Below are 17,557 nucleotides of genomic sequence, written 5' to 3'. Positions count from 1 at the left end.
TCTAGGTCTGCGCTATCTTTTTAACTCCTCCTTCCGCAGCATCCTCCTAACGACCTTCCCTACTGCACTCTTTGGTAAGCTATCAATAAACTCGATATATTTTGGCTTTTTATAGGATGCTAGATGATGCTTGCAATATTCTATAAGCTCTTCTTCACTCGCAGTGTGTCCCTCTTTCAATACTACAAAGGCTTTCACACTTTCAACCCATGTCTCATCTGGTACTCCAACGACCGCAACCTCCATCACAGCAGGATACTTGTATAGAACTTCTTCCACTTCACGAGGATAAATATTAAATCCTCCGCTAATGATCATATCCGATTTACGGTCTACTAAATACAAGTAACCTTCTTGGTCGATGTAGCCCATATCTCGTGTATAGACCCATTTTCCTTTAACTGTTTCAGCTGTCAATACTTCCTCCTTCCAATAGCCTGACATTGATTGGTTAGAGGAGACAACAATCTCGCCAATTTCACCTTGTGGAACCTCGTTGCCATCTTCGTCAACAATTTTCACTTCTGTTGTAATGGTTGGTCTGCCACAAGATAACAGCCGATCATAATAAGCAGGATTTTCTAGACCTAAAATATGGTCTTCAACCGGTAAAATGGATAGTATAAGAGGAACTTCTGTCTGCCCAAAATATTGAATAAATTTTGGCCCCCATAATTCAAGCCCTCTCTTTAATGCTACTCGAGGCATCGGTGAAGCGCCATATATTAGACTACGAACAGAATCAAAGGATTGCTTTTCCACATCTGGTGTTGATAGGAGCATGACAATCATCGTTGGAACCAGGTTAAGTGTAGTTGGTTTTATTGTTTCAACTGCTTGTAGAAATTCTTGAGGATGAAAGGTTGGTAATATGGCATTGGCAGCGCCTCTAATCCAATGTGGTAAGACAAGTATGCCAGAAGCGTGTGTTAAGGGAGCGGCGTGCATCATGATATCCCCTTTATTGATCGTGAGTGTAGACAAGATATTCGTTGCCATAGCTGCCCAGGATCCCTGGGTATGAATGGCTGCTTTTAATTTTCCAGTGGTACCAGATGTATATTGAAGGGTAGCATAATCATCTTCCACTAAAGGAACAATAGGGTCCTCATCGGTAACCGCTTTCATTTTCTCGTAAATTGGAATCATCCAATCATACTTGGCAAAACCGTCCACTTGACAAAACAGAGTTCCGATTGGAAGTCTTACCTTCAGTCTCTCCACCCTGTCTGAAAATTCCTCCGTAAATAAAATAGCTTTTGAATCTGTCTCCACGATCATATGATAATGTTCTTCTTCTGAAAGCCTTGTATTTAAAGGGACACGAACCAATCCTGACTTTAACATAGCAAAGTCAATTTCCACACTATGAATGGAATTAGCTAATAAAAAGGAAATCCGATCACCTTTTTCCAAACCCAAATTAAAAAGAACATTAGCCAATCGGTTGGAATTTATATGAACCTCTTCAAATGTAAGTTTCTGATCTTTATAAATAACAGCTGTTTCTTTCGCATAATACTTGGCCCCTCGCCTAATCAACTCCGCAGCAATCATCCGATTACCCCTTTCGATTTATGAAATTGTTTAATCCCTGCCTTGTTTCTTCACTTTTTGTATGAGGCATTCCTAATTGGCATTCGATCCGAAGTGCTTCTTCAAGGGGAAGTCCCCAACCCCTTACTGCCGCCTGCTTATCTGACTTTAATGAGCCTTGAGGATAAGAAGACATTTGGTGTGCAAGCTCTAGCGCACGATCTAATAGATTACTAGGATCAGCTAGTTCTGTCACTAACCCCCAATCCAACGCGGTGTTAGCGTCAATTTTTCTACCTGTTAATATCAGATCCATTCCACGGCCCCAGCCCACAATTCTTGGGATTCGCTGCGTACCACCGTCGACCAACGGAACATTCCAGCGCCTTTCTAAACAGCCAAACTCAGCGTTTGTTGCCGCAATGCGAATATCGCACCAAGCAGCCATTTCTAAGCCGCCAGCAAAACAAAAGCCATTGACAGCAGCTATCGTAGGTTTAAAGATATCTGTCATTCTTGTAAATCCTAAATAGCCTTTGCCATCATAAGCGAAACTGGCATCATATTGTTCTTGGGGCCCTAATGAATCAATTGCCTTTAAATCAGCACCTGAACTAAATGATGGACCGCTTCCTGTTAAAATAGCCACTTTTGCTTGATCATCATCACGAAACTGACACCAGGCTTCATAAAGTAATTGAGCGGTTTCGCCATCAATACAATTATGTTTTTCCGGTCTGTTTATCGTAATAATCATTACCCCATCTTGTTGATCCACCAATACCTTGTTACTCATCTGATTGCCCCTTTCCATTAAGTGCGTTATATCTTGATTCGGCATCTTCTATGGCGTTCAATAAATCACTTTCTAACAACTCTAACTCTTTCTGTCGTTCTCTCACCTCCCTTAAATGGTGATAAGCAAGCTTAATACCTTCTTCGTATTGTTTGATTTGCGTGGTGTCAAGATCATATAAGCTGATCAGCTTGGCAGCATCCTGCAAGGAAAATCCCAGGTGCTTTCCTCTTAGTATCATTTTTATTCTCGCTCGATCTCTTTTTGTGTAAATTCGGTGATTCCCCGCCGTTCGTCTCGGATGAATCAATCCCAATTCCTCATAATAACGAATCGAACGTTGGCTAATGCCAAATTCCTCAACAAGATCGGATATTAAATATTCAATATTTTCAGTTTTTCCAATAGACATTTTTCGCTCCTCCTTGAGTAGTAGTTTATCTTATACCTACCATCAACGTCAATTATTTTACGTAGGTGGTAGGTATTTAAAAAAAGACCATTAAATTATCAAATTATGGTGAGCCGCTTCTCTAATTACAGAAAAAAGGGCCTGACCTATGATACTTAAATACATTAACACGGCGGGGGTCAGGCACCAAATGCCGAAGTAACCCCATTTTTAAAAAGGGTTTCCACTATTTAAATAGAATTATTAATTAATGAAAAAAAGTGGAGGTGACAACTGAAATGAACCACGATTATCACTTTTCGCACCGGCTGAAGGTTCGGTACTCGGAAATTGACGGACAGAAGATTGTTTTTAATGCCCATTACCTAACCTATATTGATGTTGCAGTGACGGAATATTTTCAAGAGGGATTAAGATTGAATATGGAGGGCGGAGACTTTGATTTTGTTTTAGCAAAATCGACCTTGGAGTATAAGAAATCGGCGCACTTGAATGACTGGCTAACCATTTGGTGCAAAATGTCCAAGGTTGGCAACACCAGTATGACAATGAATTGCATGATTACAAGAGATGGAGAAGATGACCCCATCCTTTTAGCGGAAATCATTTATGTCAGTTACGATCCAGAAACGAAGTCCGCCCGCCCCGTTCCCGAATTTGTCCGCGCCAAAATTGAGGCATTAGAAAACAGTAACCAGTAAAAGAACGAAATTCCACCGGCAGTTTGCCAGTGGAATTTTGTTTACTTCAAAGCGGTAAATTGCCACCTTGGCAGCTCCAGCGATAAGCGCATTGTTACAGGAGACATTCTGTGTTTCACGGCTTGATAGTTCATTTCTCGCTGGTCTTAACCTCACCGTCCTAAACTTCTAGTCCTGCTATTCCGATACCTCCAGGTCCAGCATGTGTAGAGATCATTGCGCCAGCTTGAATCCATTTTACATTTTTGAATCCTGCTTCTTTTGCCATTTCATCCATCCCCTGCTTGATCTTTTCATCAAGTCCGAGAGAGTATAGAAGATAAAGCTGCTCTCTATCAATCTCGTATTGATTTAAATAATCTTGCATGAGTTTCTCTGAAATGATATCCATTTTCCCACGATATTTTTTGGTTGAAACAAGATTTCCATCAATTAGTTCAATTCGCGGCTTTATTTTTAGCAAAGCCCCGCCGAGGTAAGCTAGATTACTAACACGCCCGCCTGCTCTTAAAAATTCTAAACTCCCTGGAACGAAAGCCAGTCTTGATTTAGGAACCTTTGCTTCAATCTGCTCTACTAATTTGGCAGGGTCAATTGAAGGTTCATTTTCTAATACCGTAACCGCATACATGACAATCGCCGTTAATCCACCTGTTACGTTCAAAGCGTCAATTAGAAAAATATCTTCCAATTCTTCTGATGCGATGATTGCATTTTGAAAGGAAGAAGATGCCTTTGACGTATATCCAATATGTATGATGATACAATCTGGGAAATCATTTTTTATCTTCTTGAAAAACTCGAGATATTCATGGGAATTTGTAGACGATGTAGAGGGAATTTTTTTTGTCCGCTCGTAGTAGTCATAAATCTCCGTTACAGGTAACGACCCATCTAAGTAATCATGCCCATCCATAATCACATGCATCGGGACCACTTGGACATTATATTTATCGGCTAGGTCATCTGGTAAATCCGCACCACTCTCTGTAGACAAAATAATTCTTCTCATCCATATCCCCCAATTCTAAATAAAAAGCGTTATTATCCGTACTCTTCTCTACTATACAGTAAAAGGTGGATAGGCTATATATATTCAAAAATAAATATTAAAAAATAAAGTGCCTTTATGAAAAAAGAACACTTTTTGTATAGTGTCCTTTGCTAAGGGGAGATTACTCAACAGTATTCATGTCATTACTTTCTTTTTCCCCTATTACCGTATTTCCGATTTTCGGTTTGTCACTGGAATTTGTTGAATTTGGAACCCAATCAAAACTTGGTTCGGTTGTTCCTGTTGACATTAAAGGCTCCGAGCATTACTTTCCCTATTCACCATCCTCCGGATTCACAGCAAATAAATCCCTTATTCGTCACATAGTTCTTCCTACTCCAAATCCTTAGTCTGCTCGTCTTTTCTAAATTCTCACTAATTCTAAATAGGTTGAGATATTTATAGGACGAATTCATAATGATGTACGCAACCCGAGCAGCCGAATAACAGGTGGATTTTTGTTTCTCACTCTATTCCAAGTTCAACTGAATGATTATAATAATAGAAGAAACCAACGTTACTTAGTAAAAGAATCGTTGGTTTCTTTTTAATTTAATTAACTTTTAAGGTAAGATTATCCATTGGGCCCTTACTTTTTCCTATTCCCCTAGGTTGTGGTCTTAATACACAAAAGCCACTTGTAGCTATACATACTACTACTTCATCATTATCGTCTGAATCTCGTCCTCTTGATGGCAATAATATTAATATGGGTCCTGTCCCTTCGGAAATAACTTCAATTTGCACATTGTCATATTTAACAACTTCACTTTTTTTCTAAAATCTAAATTGTTAAACAAAGTTAAACCCCTATCTGCATTTTTAAAATATAGGCCCCGATTGTGGGTGATTTAGCAAGAACATTGCAGGTCAATCTCGGAGCCTTATTTAGGGAAACAGATTTTATCACAATATTAATTCCTGTTATTTTTATTTAAAACTACAAAGACAGATGTGAGCATTAATGATAATAGAAATAGAGAACTAATAAATAAGTCTCTATGTGATACAAGAAGTCCATTACTTCCTGCAATAATTAAAAGAATAAAGAGTAATATTATGAACATCCATTGGAAATTCCTTTTTTTAGCCACTGTAATCACCAACTTTTTGATCAATTGAATTGTTAGCAGTACTTTTAGTTATTGCTGAAGTTCCTTTGTTTTTTGTTAATAAAAATACAACCACTGCAATAACTATACCTACTAAATCTGTGAGAATACCAGCATCAATTGTTAATAAGGAGGAAATAAAGAGTAATATTCGATAGAAAATATTTATATTCGTATTTATAAAATAACCAATAATTGATGCTGATAATAAATAGATTCCGATTATCGCTGTAATAACGGAAAGTGAAACATCAACTACTGAACCTTGTAATAAAAGCTCCGGGCTATAGGCAAACATAAATGGAATAACGAACCCTGGTAAACCTAATCTAAATGCAACATATCCCGTTTTCATAGGGTCAGAGTTTGAAATACTTGCTGCTGTAAAGGATGCCAATGCCACCGGTGGTGTAATAGCTGCCATAACCCCGTAGAAAAAGGCGAACATATGGGCTTGAAGTGCACTTAATCCTAATTCTTGTAATGCAGGTGCTAAAATAACTGCTACAGTTACATAAACAGCAGTTGTTGGCAATCCGAATCCTAATACAACTGCTGCCAACATGACTAAAAGAAGGGTTAACCAAAGTTGTCCATGCGAAATTGTTGTTATTAAGTAGGAAAACTTAAGACCAACCCCTGAAATATTTACCCCCGCAATGATTAAGCCTGCAGTACCACAAGCGGTTGCGATAGGAATTAAATCTCTTACTGAATCCTCTAAGGCGCTTAGAAATTGAGATGGTGTAACTCTTGTCGATTTTTTTACCATCATTAAAGGTACTAATGCAACAATTGCTAATAAAGCAGAGCGAACAGGGCTATACCCCAAAAACAAACTAACAATAATAACAATAAGGGGAAGTAATAAATAACCACGATCCCGTAACAAGGTTTTCATTTTAGGGATTTCTTCACGTTTTAAAGATTTTAAACCAATTCGTTTTGATTCTAAATGAACAGCAATAAATACTGCTAAATAATAAAGTACAGCCGGAATTAGTGCATAGAGAATTAATTCTCCATAGGGCATTTGTAAATTCTGGGCAAGGATAAAAGCAGCCGCTCCCATAATTGGTGGCATGATCTGCCCACCTGTTGATGAGACTGCTTCTACGGCACCGGCAAATTCTTTTTTATAACCAAGTCTTTTCATTAGTGGGATGGTGAAACTACCGGTACTTACTACATTGGCAACAGCGCTCCCCGATATGGATCCCATTAATCCACTTGAAATAACTGATGCCTTGGCCGGGCCACCTATGGATTTTCCTGTAAGAGAAACCGCTAGTTCAATGAAGAATTTTCCGGCTCCTGACCTTATTAGAAAGGATGCAAAAATTAGAAATGGAATTACATATGTGAATACGGACATGATTGGCACACTATAAATACCTTCATCTCTCATCCAAACAAAATCAACTACTTCTGATAATCTCATTGGCGGACCATAAAATATCCATGGCATTTTATCACTAATTAATAATTGTCCAACGAAGAAAGCCCCTAATAAAACAAGAATCCAACCAACTGTTCTTCTAGTTGCCTCCAGAAGTAATAGTACATACATAGTCCCCAATATAACATCATATTCATTGGGGGCACCTTGCCTAAGAGCAAATTTGTCAAAATCCATGATAACATAGCTTTGTATAACCCCAACCATGAGAATTAAAATAACATCTACTATTCCTGTAATCTTATTTACCTTTTCATTTTTATTTTTTTTAAACATTGGAAAAAGTAAGAATGCTAATATTAATATCACGGACAATATCAATGATCGGTAATATAAATAGCTCGGTTGCCCATATGCCGAAACATACAAAACTAAAAGAGCAACAAAAAGAGCCAAAGAAGAAGCTATAATCTTTTTTACTGTCGAAATAGTAAATTTATTTTCTCTAATAGCTTCTTCTAATAAACTATCTTTTAAAGTTTCATCCTGGAATAGGTTAGTTTCTGTTGCCATATATCCACCCTCTATCTAGTTAAGTTGGAAATTAGCCTAATTATCTTTAGACAATGATCTTTATTCAACCTTTAATCCTTGTTCTTCATAATACTTTTTTGCACCTGGATGGACTGGAATATTAGCGCCTTTCATAGCATTTTCAAGCTTCATCCATTCCTTATCTGGAGGTGAGGCTTCATATACCTTATCAACATTTTCCCAAATAGCTTTTACTAAGTTATAAATAACATCGTCAGGGACATTTTTATTTGTAACTACCGATACGTACGCACCAACTGTCTCAAGATCTTCGTCTAAACTTTTGTAGGTTTCTTTAGGAATTGTTAATTTGCTATATATAGGATACTTTTCTAGGAATTTATTCATATGCTCATTATCTATTTTCAAGAATTTAACACCAGGGTTATTATCAACTTCCAAAAATGGGGTATATGGCCAAATACCTTGCCCTAAATATACATCTATATGTCCATCCACTAAGCTTTGCGGTCCTTCAGTTAAACCTAAGTAACTTACTTGACCACCATTTGCCTTAACATCTTCTAATGTAAAACCATATGTTTCAAATAATCTTTCTGCAATCGTATTAGCGGAATAACCTTCTGGAGCTAAACCTATCTTCTTATCTTTTAAATCGGCAATTGAATTTATTTTACTATTTTTTAAAACCGCAATATGAAACCCCGCTGGTGTCGTTGTGAATAAATGCCGTAATTCATCATATTTTCTTTCAAAAGGTGCCTGCCCAAGATAAGCAGCATTTGCATTTGATGTGTGAGTGTATCCCATTTCAGCTTTTCCATCAGCAACCGTTTTAAGATTGGCTTCACTCCCGCCAGGACTAACACGAACCCCAATATTATCAAGGTTCTTCGAAATAATTAACTCCATTGCTGTAGCTGGAGGGTACCATGATCCCCCGGGTGTACTAGCTACAAATCTAATAAAGTTAGTACCCTTAGAATCTTTGATATTCTTGCCGTCTGAAGCAGATGAGTTGCTACATGCTGAAACAATAAGGACCATTACTACTAAAAAAAATAATCCGGATATTTTTCTCATATATTCCCCTCCCAAATTAATACATAAGATGTTGATTTGTTACATAAGGTAATTAAATATTTGAAATGAAAGCGCTCTCTAGATAGACGATTAAAAAACTTTAGCTTTATTTTTTATAATCTTATTTGGTCCTTTAATAAATTCAATTTCTTTATGGATGTTACAATGCTATTGGTAAATTCACTCATTAACACTTCTACTGATTTAATTTCATTTGCTAATCCGACGCCCTGTCCGCAGGAGGTTACACTTGCTTCTATATCTCCTTCTTCCATCATTTTTATATAGGCCTCTCCTCCTACTATAGATAATAATTCTTGAATACTAGCTTTCTTCTTTTCCATTTCTAATACTAAGTCGGCATTTGGAGTATGAAGAACCCTATGATTCTTTCGAATTGATTCTTCAATTACAATTGTATCAGTTTCTTTCGCCTTTAAATAAAGGGACTTTATGCAGTCATGAGCTACGGATTCATTTGTTAAAATAAATCTTGTTCCCATTAATACTGCCTCTGCTCCTAGGGATAACGCTGCAAGTATCCCCCGACCATCTGAAATGCCCCCTGCAGCAATTACAGGAATATTTACAGCATCAACAATACTAGGTACTAGGACTAAAGTAGATACTTTATCCAACCCGGGATGCCCCCCAGCTTCATATCCAATTGCTACAACAGCATCCGCACCTAAATCTTCAGCCTTTAAAGCATGTTTTACAGACGTCACAGAATGAATCCACTTAATATTTGCATCCTTTAACATTGAAACATAGTCAGCAGGATTTGCACCCGAAGTAAAAACGAATGGGATTTTTTCCTCTATTGCAACATCAAAATATAAATCTGGTTTTCGTCTTCTCCCGATTGAAATATTTAATGCAAGAGGTTTAGATGTTAATTTTCTTGCTTCTTGAATCTCTTTAACTAATTCTTCTTTTGTGTCGAACGACCCTGCGGTGATGGTCCCTAATCCTCCAGCATTTGAAACAGCCGCAGCAAGCCGTGCTCTTCCTAATCTTTGCATTCCAGCTTGTATAATAGGGATTTCAATCCCAAATAATTCAGTTAGCCCCGTGGTAATCAAAAGAACTAAACTCCCTTCTTTTATTTAATTTTTTTGTTTAATACTCTGTAAAATCTCTTCATTATGCTCCCCTAATAATGGTGGATGCATCCGAACAGTACCTGGGGTTACAGAGAATTTAATCGGGATGCCCATTAATTTTAGATCGGGTATTTTAGGATGATTTACGTCAACAACCATATTCCTTGCTGCCATTTGCGGATGATTTAGTGCATAGTCAATATTCATTGCTGGAGAACAAGGAATCCCTGCATCTGATAATTCATCCACCCACTCGATTGCTGTTCTTGCTGTTAAAACTTCCTCAACAAGTGAATTTAATTCGTTTGAGTGATCAACACGACCCTGATTTGTTTTGTATTTCTCCTGTTTTAATCTTTCATCCTTCATAAATTCACAAAATCTTGCCCAAGTTTGATCATTTCCAATGCCTATCACCAAGGCACCTTCCTTGGTCTGGTAAGCCTTGTATGGCGCCATTCTAGATAAGCCACTTCCCTCTTTTTCTGGAAGTTTGCCAGTGGCAAAATATCCAACCGCATGATAGTTCATCCATGAAGCCAAGGATTCCATAAGGGAGACATCTACTTTTTGCCCTTGACCCGTTACATGTCTATAATTTAGGGCAGCTAGTATCCCGCTTAATGCAAACATTCCAGTTGCCAAATCGGCTATTGAAATCCCTACTCTAACTGGATCATCATCCGGATAACCTGTGATTTCCATTAAACCTGAAAATGCTTGTAAAGCAACATCTAAACCTACCCGGTCATTTAAGGGACCGGTAGCACCATAACCAGTAATTGAACAATATACTAACCTTGGATTAATCGATTTTAGTTGCTCATATCCATAACCTAATTTTTCTATTTTTCCATTTCTAAAGTTTTGTATAAGAATATCGCTATCTTTCACTAACTCAAGAAATACCTTTTTTCCTTCTTCCGATTTTAAATCGAGCTCCAAACTTTTTTTATTACGATTCGTGCTCATATAATAAGTGCTTTCTCCATTCCAAAATGGCCCCCAATGTCTAGAGTCGTCACCGCGATTTGGAGCTTCAATTTTTATAACCTCTGCCCCAAAATCACCCAATGTCATAGTACAAAATGGCCCCGCTAATTGTCTGCTTAAATCAAGTACTTTAATTCCATCTAAAGGTCCTTTAACCACTTTATATTCTCCCTTCAATAATTTCTTTTAGTGTTAATAGCTCTAAAAATGCTTTGAGGTTTTTCCCTGATTTAACCATCAATTCAAGCTAAATATCTCAGAAAACACAAATAACCTAGTCATTGACAAGTACACCTCTAATCAAAATTAGAAGTTTTATTGTCAAAAACTAGGTTAGATTGGTCCCATGGGAAGAGGTTATCCCCCCACGACAATTAAACCGAGTATATTTAACTTTTAAAATTTGCATCTATTATTAATTTAAATTTTATTATTATTATCCATATTTGTCAATATATTTTAAAAAATCGGAATATTCATTAGGATATTGCGCGAATTATTTGGGAACGTTGTGCTCCTAATAATGCTTCTGAAAACTTTCCAGCTTGTAATAGTTTTTCAAGATTTAAGCCCGTATTGATCCCCATATCTTCCAGCATTAAAGCAAAATCCTCTGTGCAAATATTGCCACTGTGCCCTAGCCCTTTTCTTTCAGCAGGTGGGCCACCAATCCCCCCTAGACTTACATCAAAATGAGTTATTCCTGCTTCAAGTGCTTTTAACGCATTGGCAATCCCCCATCCTTTTGTATCGTGAAAGTGGGCAACAAATTTAGTGTTTGGAAACATTTCTAATAACCTAGTAAATAACGAAAATACTTTTGCTGGGTTTGCTAAACCTGTTGTATCACCAATAGTAATCGTTTTGATATCACGGCTGACAAAATGCTCGAGTAGCCTAATAATTTGTTGTTCGGTTACTTCACCATTAATAGGACAACCAAATGCAGTTGATACACTAACAAGGGCATTAATTTCTTCCTTCCTTGCTAGAAGTATCATCTCATCAATTTGATCTAATAATTCTGATTGTGACATACGAACATTTACTTGATTATATCCTTCACTAGCAGCAATAACGAAACTTACTTGCTCAGGTCCATATCCTCCATGCTTTGCCTGAATAGCTCTTTGGAGGGCCTTTTTATTAACGCAGGTTGCTTTATACATAAGGTTCTCTTTTCGGGTAATTTTCTTTAATACTTCCTCAGCTTCTTTGAATTGAGGAACATATTTGGGATGACTAAAGGAGGTAGCTTCTATACGAGAAAATCCAACTTCACTTAAAAGATCTAGCATTTTAACTTTGTTTTCAGTTGATATATATGTTGTTTGATTCTGTAATCCGTCCCTGCCCCAGCATTCGCATAAATAAACTTGTTTTGGAAGTTTCATATTCATGCCTTTTTCTTTGCCCCTTTTGATAGAAATTCCTCAACACTTTGTTTCCATTGATTGCTTTCAATAAGAGTTTCAACTGCCTGGATTTCAAACTGGGAAGCCGATACCATATCTAATTCAACCCCAACATCAATACACTTTTTCGTTAGTCTTAATGATAAAGGAGAAAATCCTGCAATTTTTTTGGATATTTCAGAAACAGTCTCTTCAAACTGATTTTCTGGGACAAGAACCTGTGACAAGCCAAATTGAAATGCTTCCTTGGCTGAAATTACCTTTGAGGCAAATAGGAAGTATTTTGCCATATTCTTTCCGACTAATCTTGTTATCCTTTGTGTGGCACCTAGAGTACCCCGACTTACTTCAGGTAAACAGAAAGAAGCATTTTCTGATGTTATGATAAAATCACAGGAGGCTGCAATCTCAAATCCACCACCAAAGTTTTTACCATTTACTGCACAAATTAAAGGTTTTTCTATTCTCTGTATTAATTCATACGTATCACGAGCGAGCTTTCGACGGATTCTCAAATCTTGCTCACTCATACCATCTCGTTCTTTAATATCGGCACCCGCACTAAATACACCTTCACAAGCAGATTTTATAACGATTACACGTACACTATCATCTTGTTCCAAAGATAAAAGAGCTTCGCCTATCTCTTGCAACATTTTGGTATTAACTGCATTCCTTTGATTAATCCGATTCAAACTAACGATTGCTATTGACCCCTTCTTATCGATTAAAATAGTATCGTATTGCATATTCATCACCTCTTAAATAATTGATTGTGCTTTTAATTGATTGATTTTTTCCTTATCAAAGTGGAGAATATCCCTTAAAACCATTTCAGAATGTTCTCCTAACAATGGGGGTCTACTTTTCACTTGATATCCCCTAGACTTGAATTTGGCTGGGAAATTAATGAAGTTTAAATGGCCAATCCTGTTGTCTTCTAATTTGCCGAGCACACCTCGGTGTTGCAATTGTTCATCCACCAATATATCCTCTAAGCGATTCACTGGACCGCAAGGAATTCCAACTTCTGTGCATTTATGGACAATATCTCTTTGATTATATTTGTGAATTTTTTTCCCAATTATATCCATTGTTTGCTCTTTGTTTTTTAATCTTTGGGCATTGGATTTAAATATTTCATTATTTGCTGTTTCTTCATCAATTCCAATTACTTTGCAGAACTTAAACCATTGAGCATCAGTTACGGTTATTTGGACGTACTTGCCGTCTTTTGTTAAGTAAGCTGAAGAAGGGACTCGACCTGGATGCTCTGTTCCTTTTGGTTCAGGCATTTTTCCTGAAAAATGATAAAATGCCATTGCTAAAGGAAGCAAATTTACTACACAATCATACAGGGCTAAATCAATATATTCTCCCTGTCCAGTTCTTTCTCGTTGGAATAGGCTGGCTAGAATGGACATTGTAGCAAAAAAAGCTCCTGAGTAATCGCCTATTGGAACCCCCGCTTTAACAGGTTCACCGTTCCCAGTTCCTGTTAAGGCCATCATACCTCCCATAGCCTGAAAAATGGTGTCAAACCCTTTCCTGTTTTGATATGGTCCATCCTGACCAAAACCCGATATATCACAATAAATAAGATCAGATTTAATCTTACTTAATGTTTCATAATCAATTCCAAGTCTTTTTGTTACACCAGGGGAAAAGTTACATATCACTACATCACTGTTTTTGACTAACTCTTCTACAATGAGTTTCGATTCTTCTTTTTTTAAATTTAACGTGAAACTTTTTTTACTGCGGTTAAATGCTGAAAAATATCCACTTATATTTTCTTTTAACGGTGCCCAGGTTCTAGAGTCATCTCCTTTTTTGGGGTCCTCTATTTTTATAACATCGGCCCCAAACTCTGCCAAATACATCGTACATAAGGGACCTGCAATATAACGTGAAAAGTCTAGAATACGAATTCCATTTAAAAACTTCATTTCTACACATCCCATATCTATTTATTTATAAATTCATTAACACCTTTTTGGAAATCGCCTGTCATTCTCATTAAAGCGTTCATTTCTTTTGAAGTTTCTAAGGCATCATGAAAATTTAACTCAGTAACCCGATAGAACAAATCCTTTGTCATTTGTGTTGCTATAGAACTATGTGAGGCTATGGTTTTAGCAATCTCAAAGGTAGTTTCCTCTAAACTTTCCTTAGGGACAACTTGATTAACAAGTCCCATTGCCAAAGCTTCCCCCGCATTGATACGCCGACCTGTAATAAGTAAATCGAATGCATTCCTTCTCCCTACTAATCTAGTAAGGTTTGTCATAACTAATGCAGCAACAAAGCCCCTTTTAATTTCCGGATAGGCAAAGACAGCATCATCTGAAGCAATCACAAGATCCGCTGCCATTGCTAATCCACATCCTCCAGCAAGGACATATCCATGAACGGAAGATATAACCGGCTTTCCTACTTTCTGAAATAAACTATTTACTTCCATTGTAAGTGAGGCTCTGTCTCTAATAGAATCAACCGTATTAGATTCTCCCTTAAACTCTGTAATATCAGCTCCAGTACTAAATGCGCTACCAGCACCATTGAATATGACAGCATGTGTTTGTTTATCTTGTTTAGCTTTATATAAAGCCTGTCGAAGTTCCAACATTGTTTCCGTATTTAACGCATTTAATTTCTCTGGCCGATTTAAAGTGATTGTTGTAATATTCTCTTGTGTCTGGTAAATAATGTTTTTGTAGGATTCCGACATTACTGAACACTCCTTTTTTTATTTGAAATTAATCCACCTATTGACATCATTTCTAGTGAGTATTCCATTTCTAATTCATCTCTATCTGCAAAAAGTGAGTTATGATACTGTTTCATCAACTGTGAAAATTTGGGGCCATTCCGCGTTAGGGACTGTGCCATTTCTATTGCCGTTGGAAATACATCTTCTTTTGTGACCACCTGATTTACTAAAAAAAGTCGATGGGCTTCCTCTGCGCTAATAATAGAACCACATGCTAGTAATTCAAAACTAACTTTTTTTGGTAATCCTTTTTTTAGATCTAGAGAGCTTAATCCTGGTAGAATTGCCATGGCTGCTTCTGGATACCCAAACTTTGTTTCTTTCCCCATTACAGCTAAGTCACACCATGTAACAATCCCAGCTCCCAGTCCTAACGCATATCCGTTGACTGCTGCAATTATAGGAACCTTACATTCTCGGAATGACTGATAGAATTTCTTCAATAATTGATATTCAATTCTCTTTTCGTTAACCGATAGATTGTGTGTAGCCTGTAAATCCTTTCGATCCCTTCCAGCTGAAAAACATTCTTCTCCTCCGGTTAAGATAATTGCCCCAGTTTCTGGATCATTCCCATGCTTTTTAAGCAGATTTATTAACTCTTTAATCACCTCAACATTAATTGCGTTTCTTTTTTCGTTTCGATTTATTGTAACTTGCAGAATGTTTTCATCAATCACTTGGTTAAGAACCACAGAATCCATACTACTTATCCCCCTTCCTTGATCAATCGGCATTATACTTTTCAATAATTGTGGTGATTCCTTGGCCTCCGGCAACACATAGTGTGGCCAAACCATATTTAGCATCTCGCTTAACTAATTCATGGGCTAATGTTACGAGAATTCTTGCCCCCGAACATCCAAGTGGGTGACCCAATGCAATGGCACCCCCATTTACATTTACGTTTTCCCCATTGCTGTCCCATTCTTTTAATACTGCGAGACTTTGTGCTGCAAATGCTTCATTCAATTCGATAATATCCATATCCTTAAGGGTTAATCCGCATTGTTTAAGTGCTTTTGCGGTTGCTTTTACAGGTCCTAGCCCCATCTCAATCGGAGCAACCCCGGATGCCCCAATGGAAATAATCCTTGCCATTGGTTTAAGGTCGAGTGTTACTGCTTTTTCTTCGCTCATAAGCAGTAACGAAGCTGCCCCGTCATTACGCGTTGATGAATTTCCAGCTGTAACGGAACCATTTACTTTAAAAACAGGCTTTAGATTTGCTAATTTTTCTATTGATGTTTCCCTAGGTTGTTCGTCTACACTCATTTGTCGGAAATCATATTTCCCCTCTTTAACATCGATTGGAACGATTTCATCTCTAAAGCGTTCTGTTGCAGTCCTTGCTTTTATTTGACTCATAAACGCAAACTCATCTTGCTCTTCTCGACCAATACTATATTTATCAGCCAAGTATTCAGCGGTCTCACCCATTGAAAACCGTCCAAATACCTCTTCTGGTTGTGACTTAGGTTGACTTTCTGTATTAGAGTCGTACATAGTAAAATTTCCAGTTGCTACGTCGTTTCGATGCCCCACAAAGTAATAAGGTGCTTGCGACATACTCTCTACTCCGCCAGCAAGAACAACATCGCTTTGGCCAGTTAAAATAGATAAATATCCATTATGAACAGCCTGCATTCCAGACCCGCATTGTCGATGAACAGTATAAGCTGAGGTAGCAATGGGCATGTTTGCCTTCAAAGCTGCTACCCTCGCAATATTTGGAGAATGTGCACTTTGTTTTGTATGTCCTATTATCACTTCATCAACAAGATCTCCCCCTCTTCCACACTCAGCCAAGTTATTCTGCATAACGATAGAAAGCAGTTCTTCTGGGGACTTCGAGGAAAGAGATCCTCTGTACTTTCCAATGGGAGTTCTCAGTGCATTTACAATAACAACCATTTCATTTTCTCCTTTTTACATGTATTTAGTTAAAGCCCTGTTCGATAGGAACTTTTTTACTCACTAAAAAATGTGCCTCTGTTTTTTCTCTTACCTCTTTTAATGAAACATTAGGTGCTAACTCTGTTAGAATTAATTGTTCATTTTGCACCTCAAACTTACAGAGCTCAGTTATAATCGTGTCGATAGATCGATATGACGTTGCTGGGTATTGTAATTCCCTAACAATTTTAGGTCCTCCATTTTTTGTTGTGTGTGTAAAAGCAACGATTGTTTTCTTCACCCCTTCAATTAGATCCATTGCTCCTCCAACACCCAATACATTGTTGCCCGGTATACACCAGTTAGCCACTCTTCCTTTTTCATCAACTTGAAGTGCACCGATAACTGCGACATCTACATGACCACCTCGAATCATTGCGAATGATTCTGCACTATTAAAAAAGGAAGCACCTTTATTTACAGTCACAGCTATTTTACCGGCATTTACAAGATCAATATCTGCCTCTTCGGAATTTGCAATTGAACGAACACCAAGAATACCGTTTTCAGAATGAATTTGGACTGCCAAATCTTGATTTATATAATTAGCTACTAATGTAGGTATTCCGATTCCTAGGTTAACTACCTGCCCGGGCATTAATTCTTGTGCAGTCCTGGCAGCAATGAGATCCTTTAACTTCATTTAATCTCCTCCTTTTTTTATTG

General features: G+C 37.5%; 18 protein-coding genes. 1 reads left to right on the top strand and 17 read right to left on the bottom strand.

All coding sequences use genetic code 11. The annotated features are described in order from the left end of the window. Positions 1–12: 12 nt before the first annotated feature. From AC4E8C_RS11750 to AC4E8C_RS11740, 3 genes are read right to left on the bottom strand one after another with little or no spacing between them, the layout of a single operon-like run. On the bottom strand, positions 13–1,557 hold the full coding sequence (locus AC4E8C_RS11750) for a class I adenylate-forming enzyme family protein (protein ID WP_490212280.1): 1,545 nt from the start codon (positions 1,555–1,557) through the stop codon (positions 13–15). Between the two features lie 4 nt (positions 1,558–1,561). Then, positions 1,562–2,332, bottom strand: coding sequence for an enoyl-CoA hydratase/isomerase family protein (locus tag AC4E8C_RS11745; RefSeq protein WP_490212279.1), 771 nt, complete (start codon positions 2,330–2,332; stop codon positions 1,562–1,564). Further along, the gene (locus tag AC4E8C_RS11740) at positions 2,325–2,744 is read right to left on the bottom strand and encodes a MerR family transcriptional regulator (protein ID WP_490212278.1); all 420 of its coding nucleotides are present in this window, start codon (positions 2,742–2,744) and stop codon (positions 2,325–2,327) included. Before AC4E8C_RS11740 ends, AC4E8C_RS11745 begins: the two co-directional genes overlap by 8 nt. A gap of 278 nt (positions 2,745–3,022) precedes the next feature. On the opposite strand from AC4E8C_RS11740, the gene AC4E8C_RS11735 reads away from it, so the two are divergent. Next, positions 3,023–3,445 carry an acyl-CoA thioesterase gene (locus tag AC4E8C_RS11735; RefSeq protein ID WP_490212277.1) on the top strand — a complete coding sequence of 141 codons (423 nt, stop codon included), beginning with the start codon at positions 3,023–3,025 and terminating at the stop codon, positions 3,443–3,445. On the opposite strand, the gene AC4E8C_RS11730 is transcribed toward AC4E8C_RS11735, so the two are convergent. The 14 genes from AC4E8C_RS11730 to AC4E8C_RS11665 form a co-directional block, all read right to left on the bottom strand. Beyond that, positions 3,425–3,601, bottom strand: a complete 177-nt coding sequence (locus AC4E8C_RS11730; protein ID WP_490212276.1) for a hypothetical protein — start codon at positions 3,599–3,601, stop codon at positions 3,425–3,427. The two genes, AC4E8C_RS11735 and AC4E8C_RS11730, sit on opposite strands and share 21 nt — an antisense overlap. Before the next feature lie 4 nt (positions 3,602–3,605). Continuing rightward, positions 3,606–4,457: a DegV family protein gene (locus AC4E8C_RS11725; RefSeq protein ID WP_490212275.1), complete on the bottom strand. Its 852-nt coding sequence runs from the start codon at positions 4,455–4,457 to the stop codon at positions 3,606–3,608. Positions 4,458–4,620: 163 nt separating this feature from the next. After that, positions 4,621–4,749, bottom strand: coding sequence for a hypothetical protein (locus AC4E8C_RS11720; protein ID WP_490212274.1), 129 nt, complete (start codon positions 4,747–4,749; stop codon positions 4,621–4,623). A gap of 836 nt (positions 4,750–5,585) precedes the next feature. Next, entirely contained in the window at positions 5,586–7,583 is a 1,998-nt protein-coding gene (locus tag AC4E8C_RS11715) for a TRAP transporter permease (RefSeq protein WP_490212273.1), read from the bottom strand. Positions 7,584–7,643: 60 nt separating this feature from the next. Next, positions 7,644–8,648, bottom strand: coding sequence for a TAXI family TRAP transporter solute-binding subunit (locus tag AC4E8C_RS11710; protein ID WP_490212272.1), 1,005 nt, complete (start codon positions 8,646–8,648; stop codon positions 7,644–7,646). 113 nt (positions 8,649–8,761) lie between these two features. Next, positions 8,762–9,733 (bottom strand): NAD(P)H-dependent flavin oxidoreductase, encoded by a 972-nt coding sequence (locus AC4E8C_RS11705; RefSeq protein ID WP_490212271.1) that lies wholly within the window; start codon positions 9,731–9,733, stop codon positions 8,762–8,764. A gap of 24 nt (positions 9,734–9,757) precedes the next feature. Continuing rightward, positions 9,758–10,906 (bottom strand): CaiB/BaiF CoA transferase family protein, encoded by a 1,149-nt coding sequence (locus AC4E8C_RS11700; protein ID WP_490212270.1) that lies wholly within the window; start codon positions 10,904–10,906, stop codon positions 9,758–9,760. Between the two features lie 320 nt (positions 10,907–11,226). Further along, positions 11,227–12,147 (bottom strand): hydroxymethylglutaryl-CoA lyase, encoded by a 921-nt coding sequence (locus AC4E8C_RS11695; RefSeq protein ID WP_490212269.1) that lies wholly within the window; start codon positions 12,145–12,147, stop codon positions 11,227–11,229. Beyond that, positions 12,144–12,911 carry an enoyl-CoA hydratase/isomerase family protein gene (locus AC4E8C_RS11690; protein WP_490212268.1) on the bottom strand — a complete coding sequence of 256 codons (768 nt, stop codon included), beginning with the start codon at positions 12,909–12,911 and terminating at the stop codon, positions 12,144–12,146. The genes AC4E8C_RS11695 and AC4E8C_RS11690 overlap by 4 nt, the downstream gene beginning before the upstream one ends. Before the next feature lie 12 nt (positions 12,912–12,923). Further along, a complete protein-coding gene (locus AC4E8C_RS11685; RefSeq protein WP_490212267.1) occupies positions 12,924–14,111 on the bottom strand; it encodes a CaiB/BaiF CoA transferase family protein in 1,188 nt (395 codons plus the stop codon). Between the two features lie 17 nt (positions 14,112–14,128). Beyond that, positions 14,129–14,893: an enoyl-CoA hydratase/isomerase family protein gene (locus AC4E8C_RS11680; protein WP_490212266.1), complete on the bottom strand. Its 765-nt coding sequence runs from the start codon at positions 14,891–14,893 to the stop codon at positions 14,129–14,131. After that, positions 14,893–15,639, bottom strand: a complete 747-nt coding sequence (locus AC4E8C_RS11675) for an enoyl-CoA hydratase/isomerase family protein (protein ID WP_490212265.1) — start codon at positions 15,637–15,639, stop codon at positions 14,893–14,895. Before AC4E8C_RS11675 ends, AC4E8C_RS11680 begins: the two co-directional genes overlap by 1 nt. Positions 15,640–15,661: 22 nt before the next feature. Further along, positions 15,662–16,849, bottom strand: coding sequence for a thiolase family protein (locus tag AC4E8C_RS11670; RefSeq protein WP_490212264.1), 1,188 nt, complete (start codon positions 16,847–16,849; stop codon positions 15,662–15,664). Between the two features lie 25 nt (positions 16,850–16,874). Next, a complete protein-coding gene (locus AC4E8C_RS11665) occupies positions 16,875–17,534 on the bottom strand; it encodes a 3-oxoacid CoA-transferase subunit B (protein WP_490212263.1) in 660 nt (219 codons plus the stop codon). Positions 17,535–17,557 lie beyond the last annotated feature (23 nt).

It is taken from the genome of Neobacillus sp. SRL179 (genome assembly GCF_984799095.1).
This window is presented reverse-complemented; position numbering and strand designations above follow the sequence as displayed.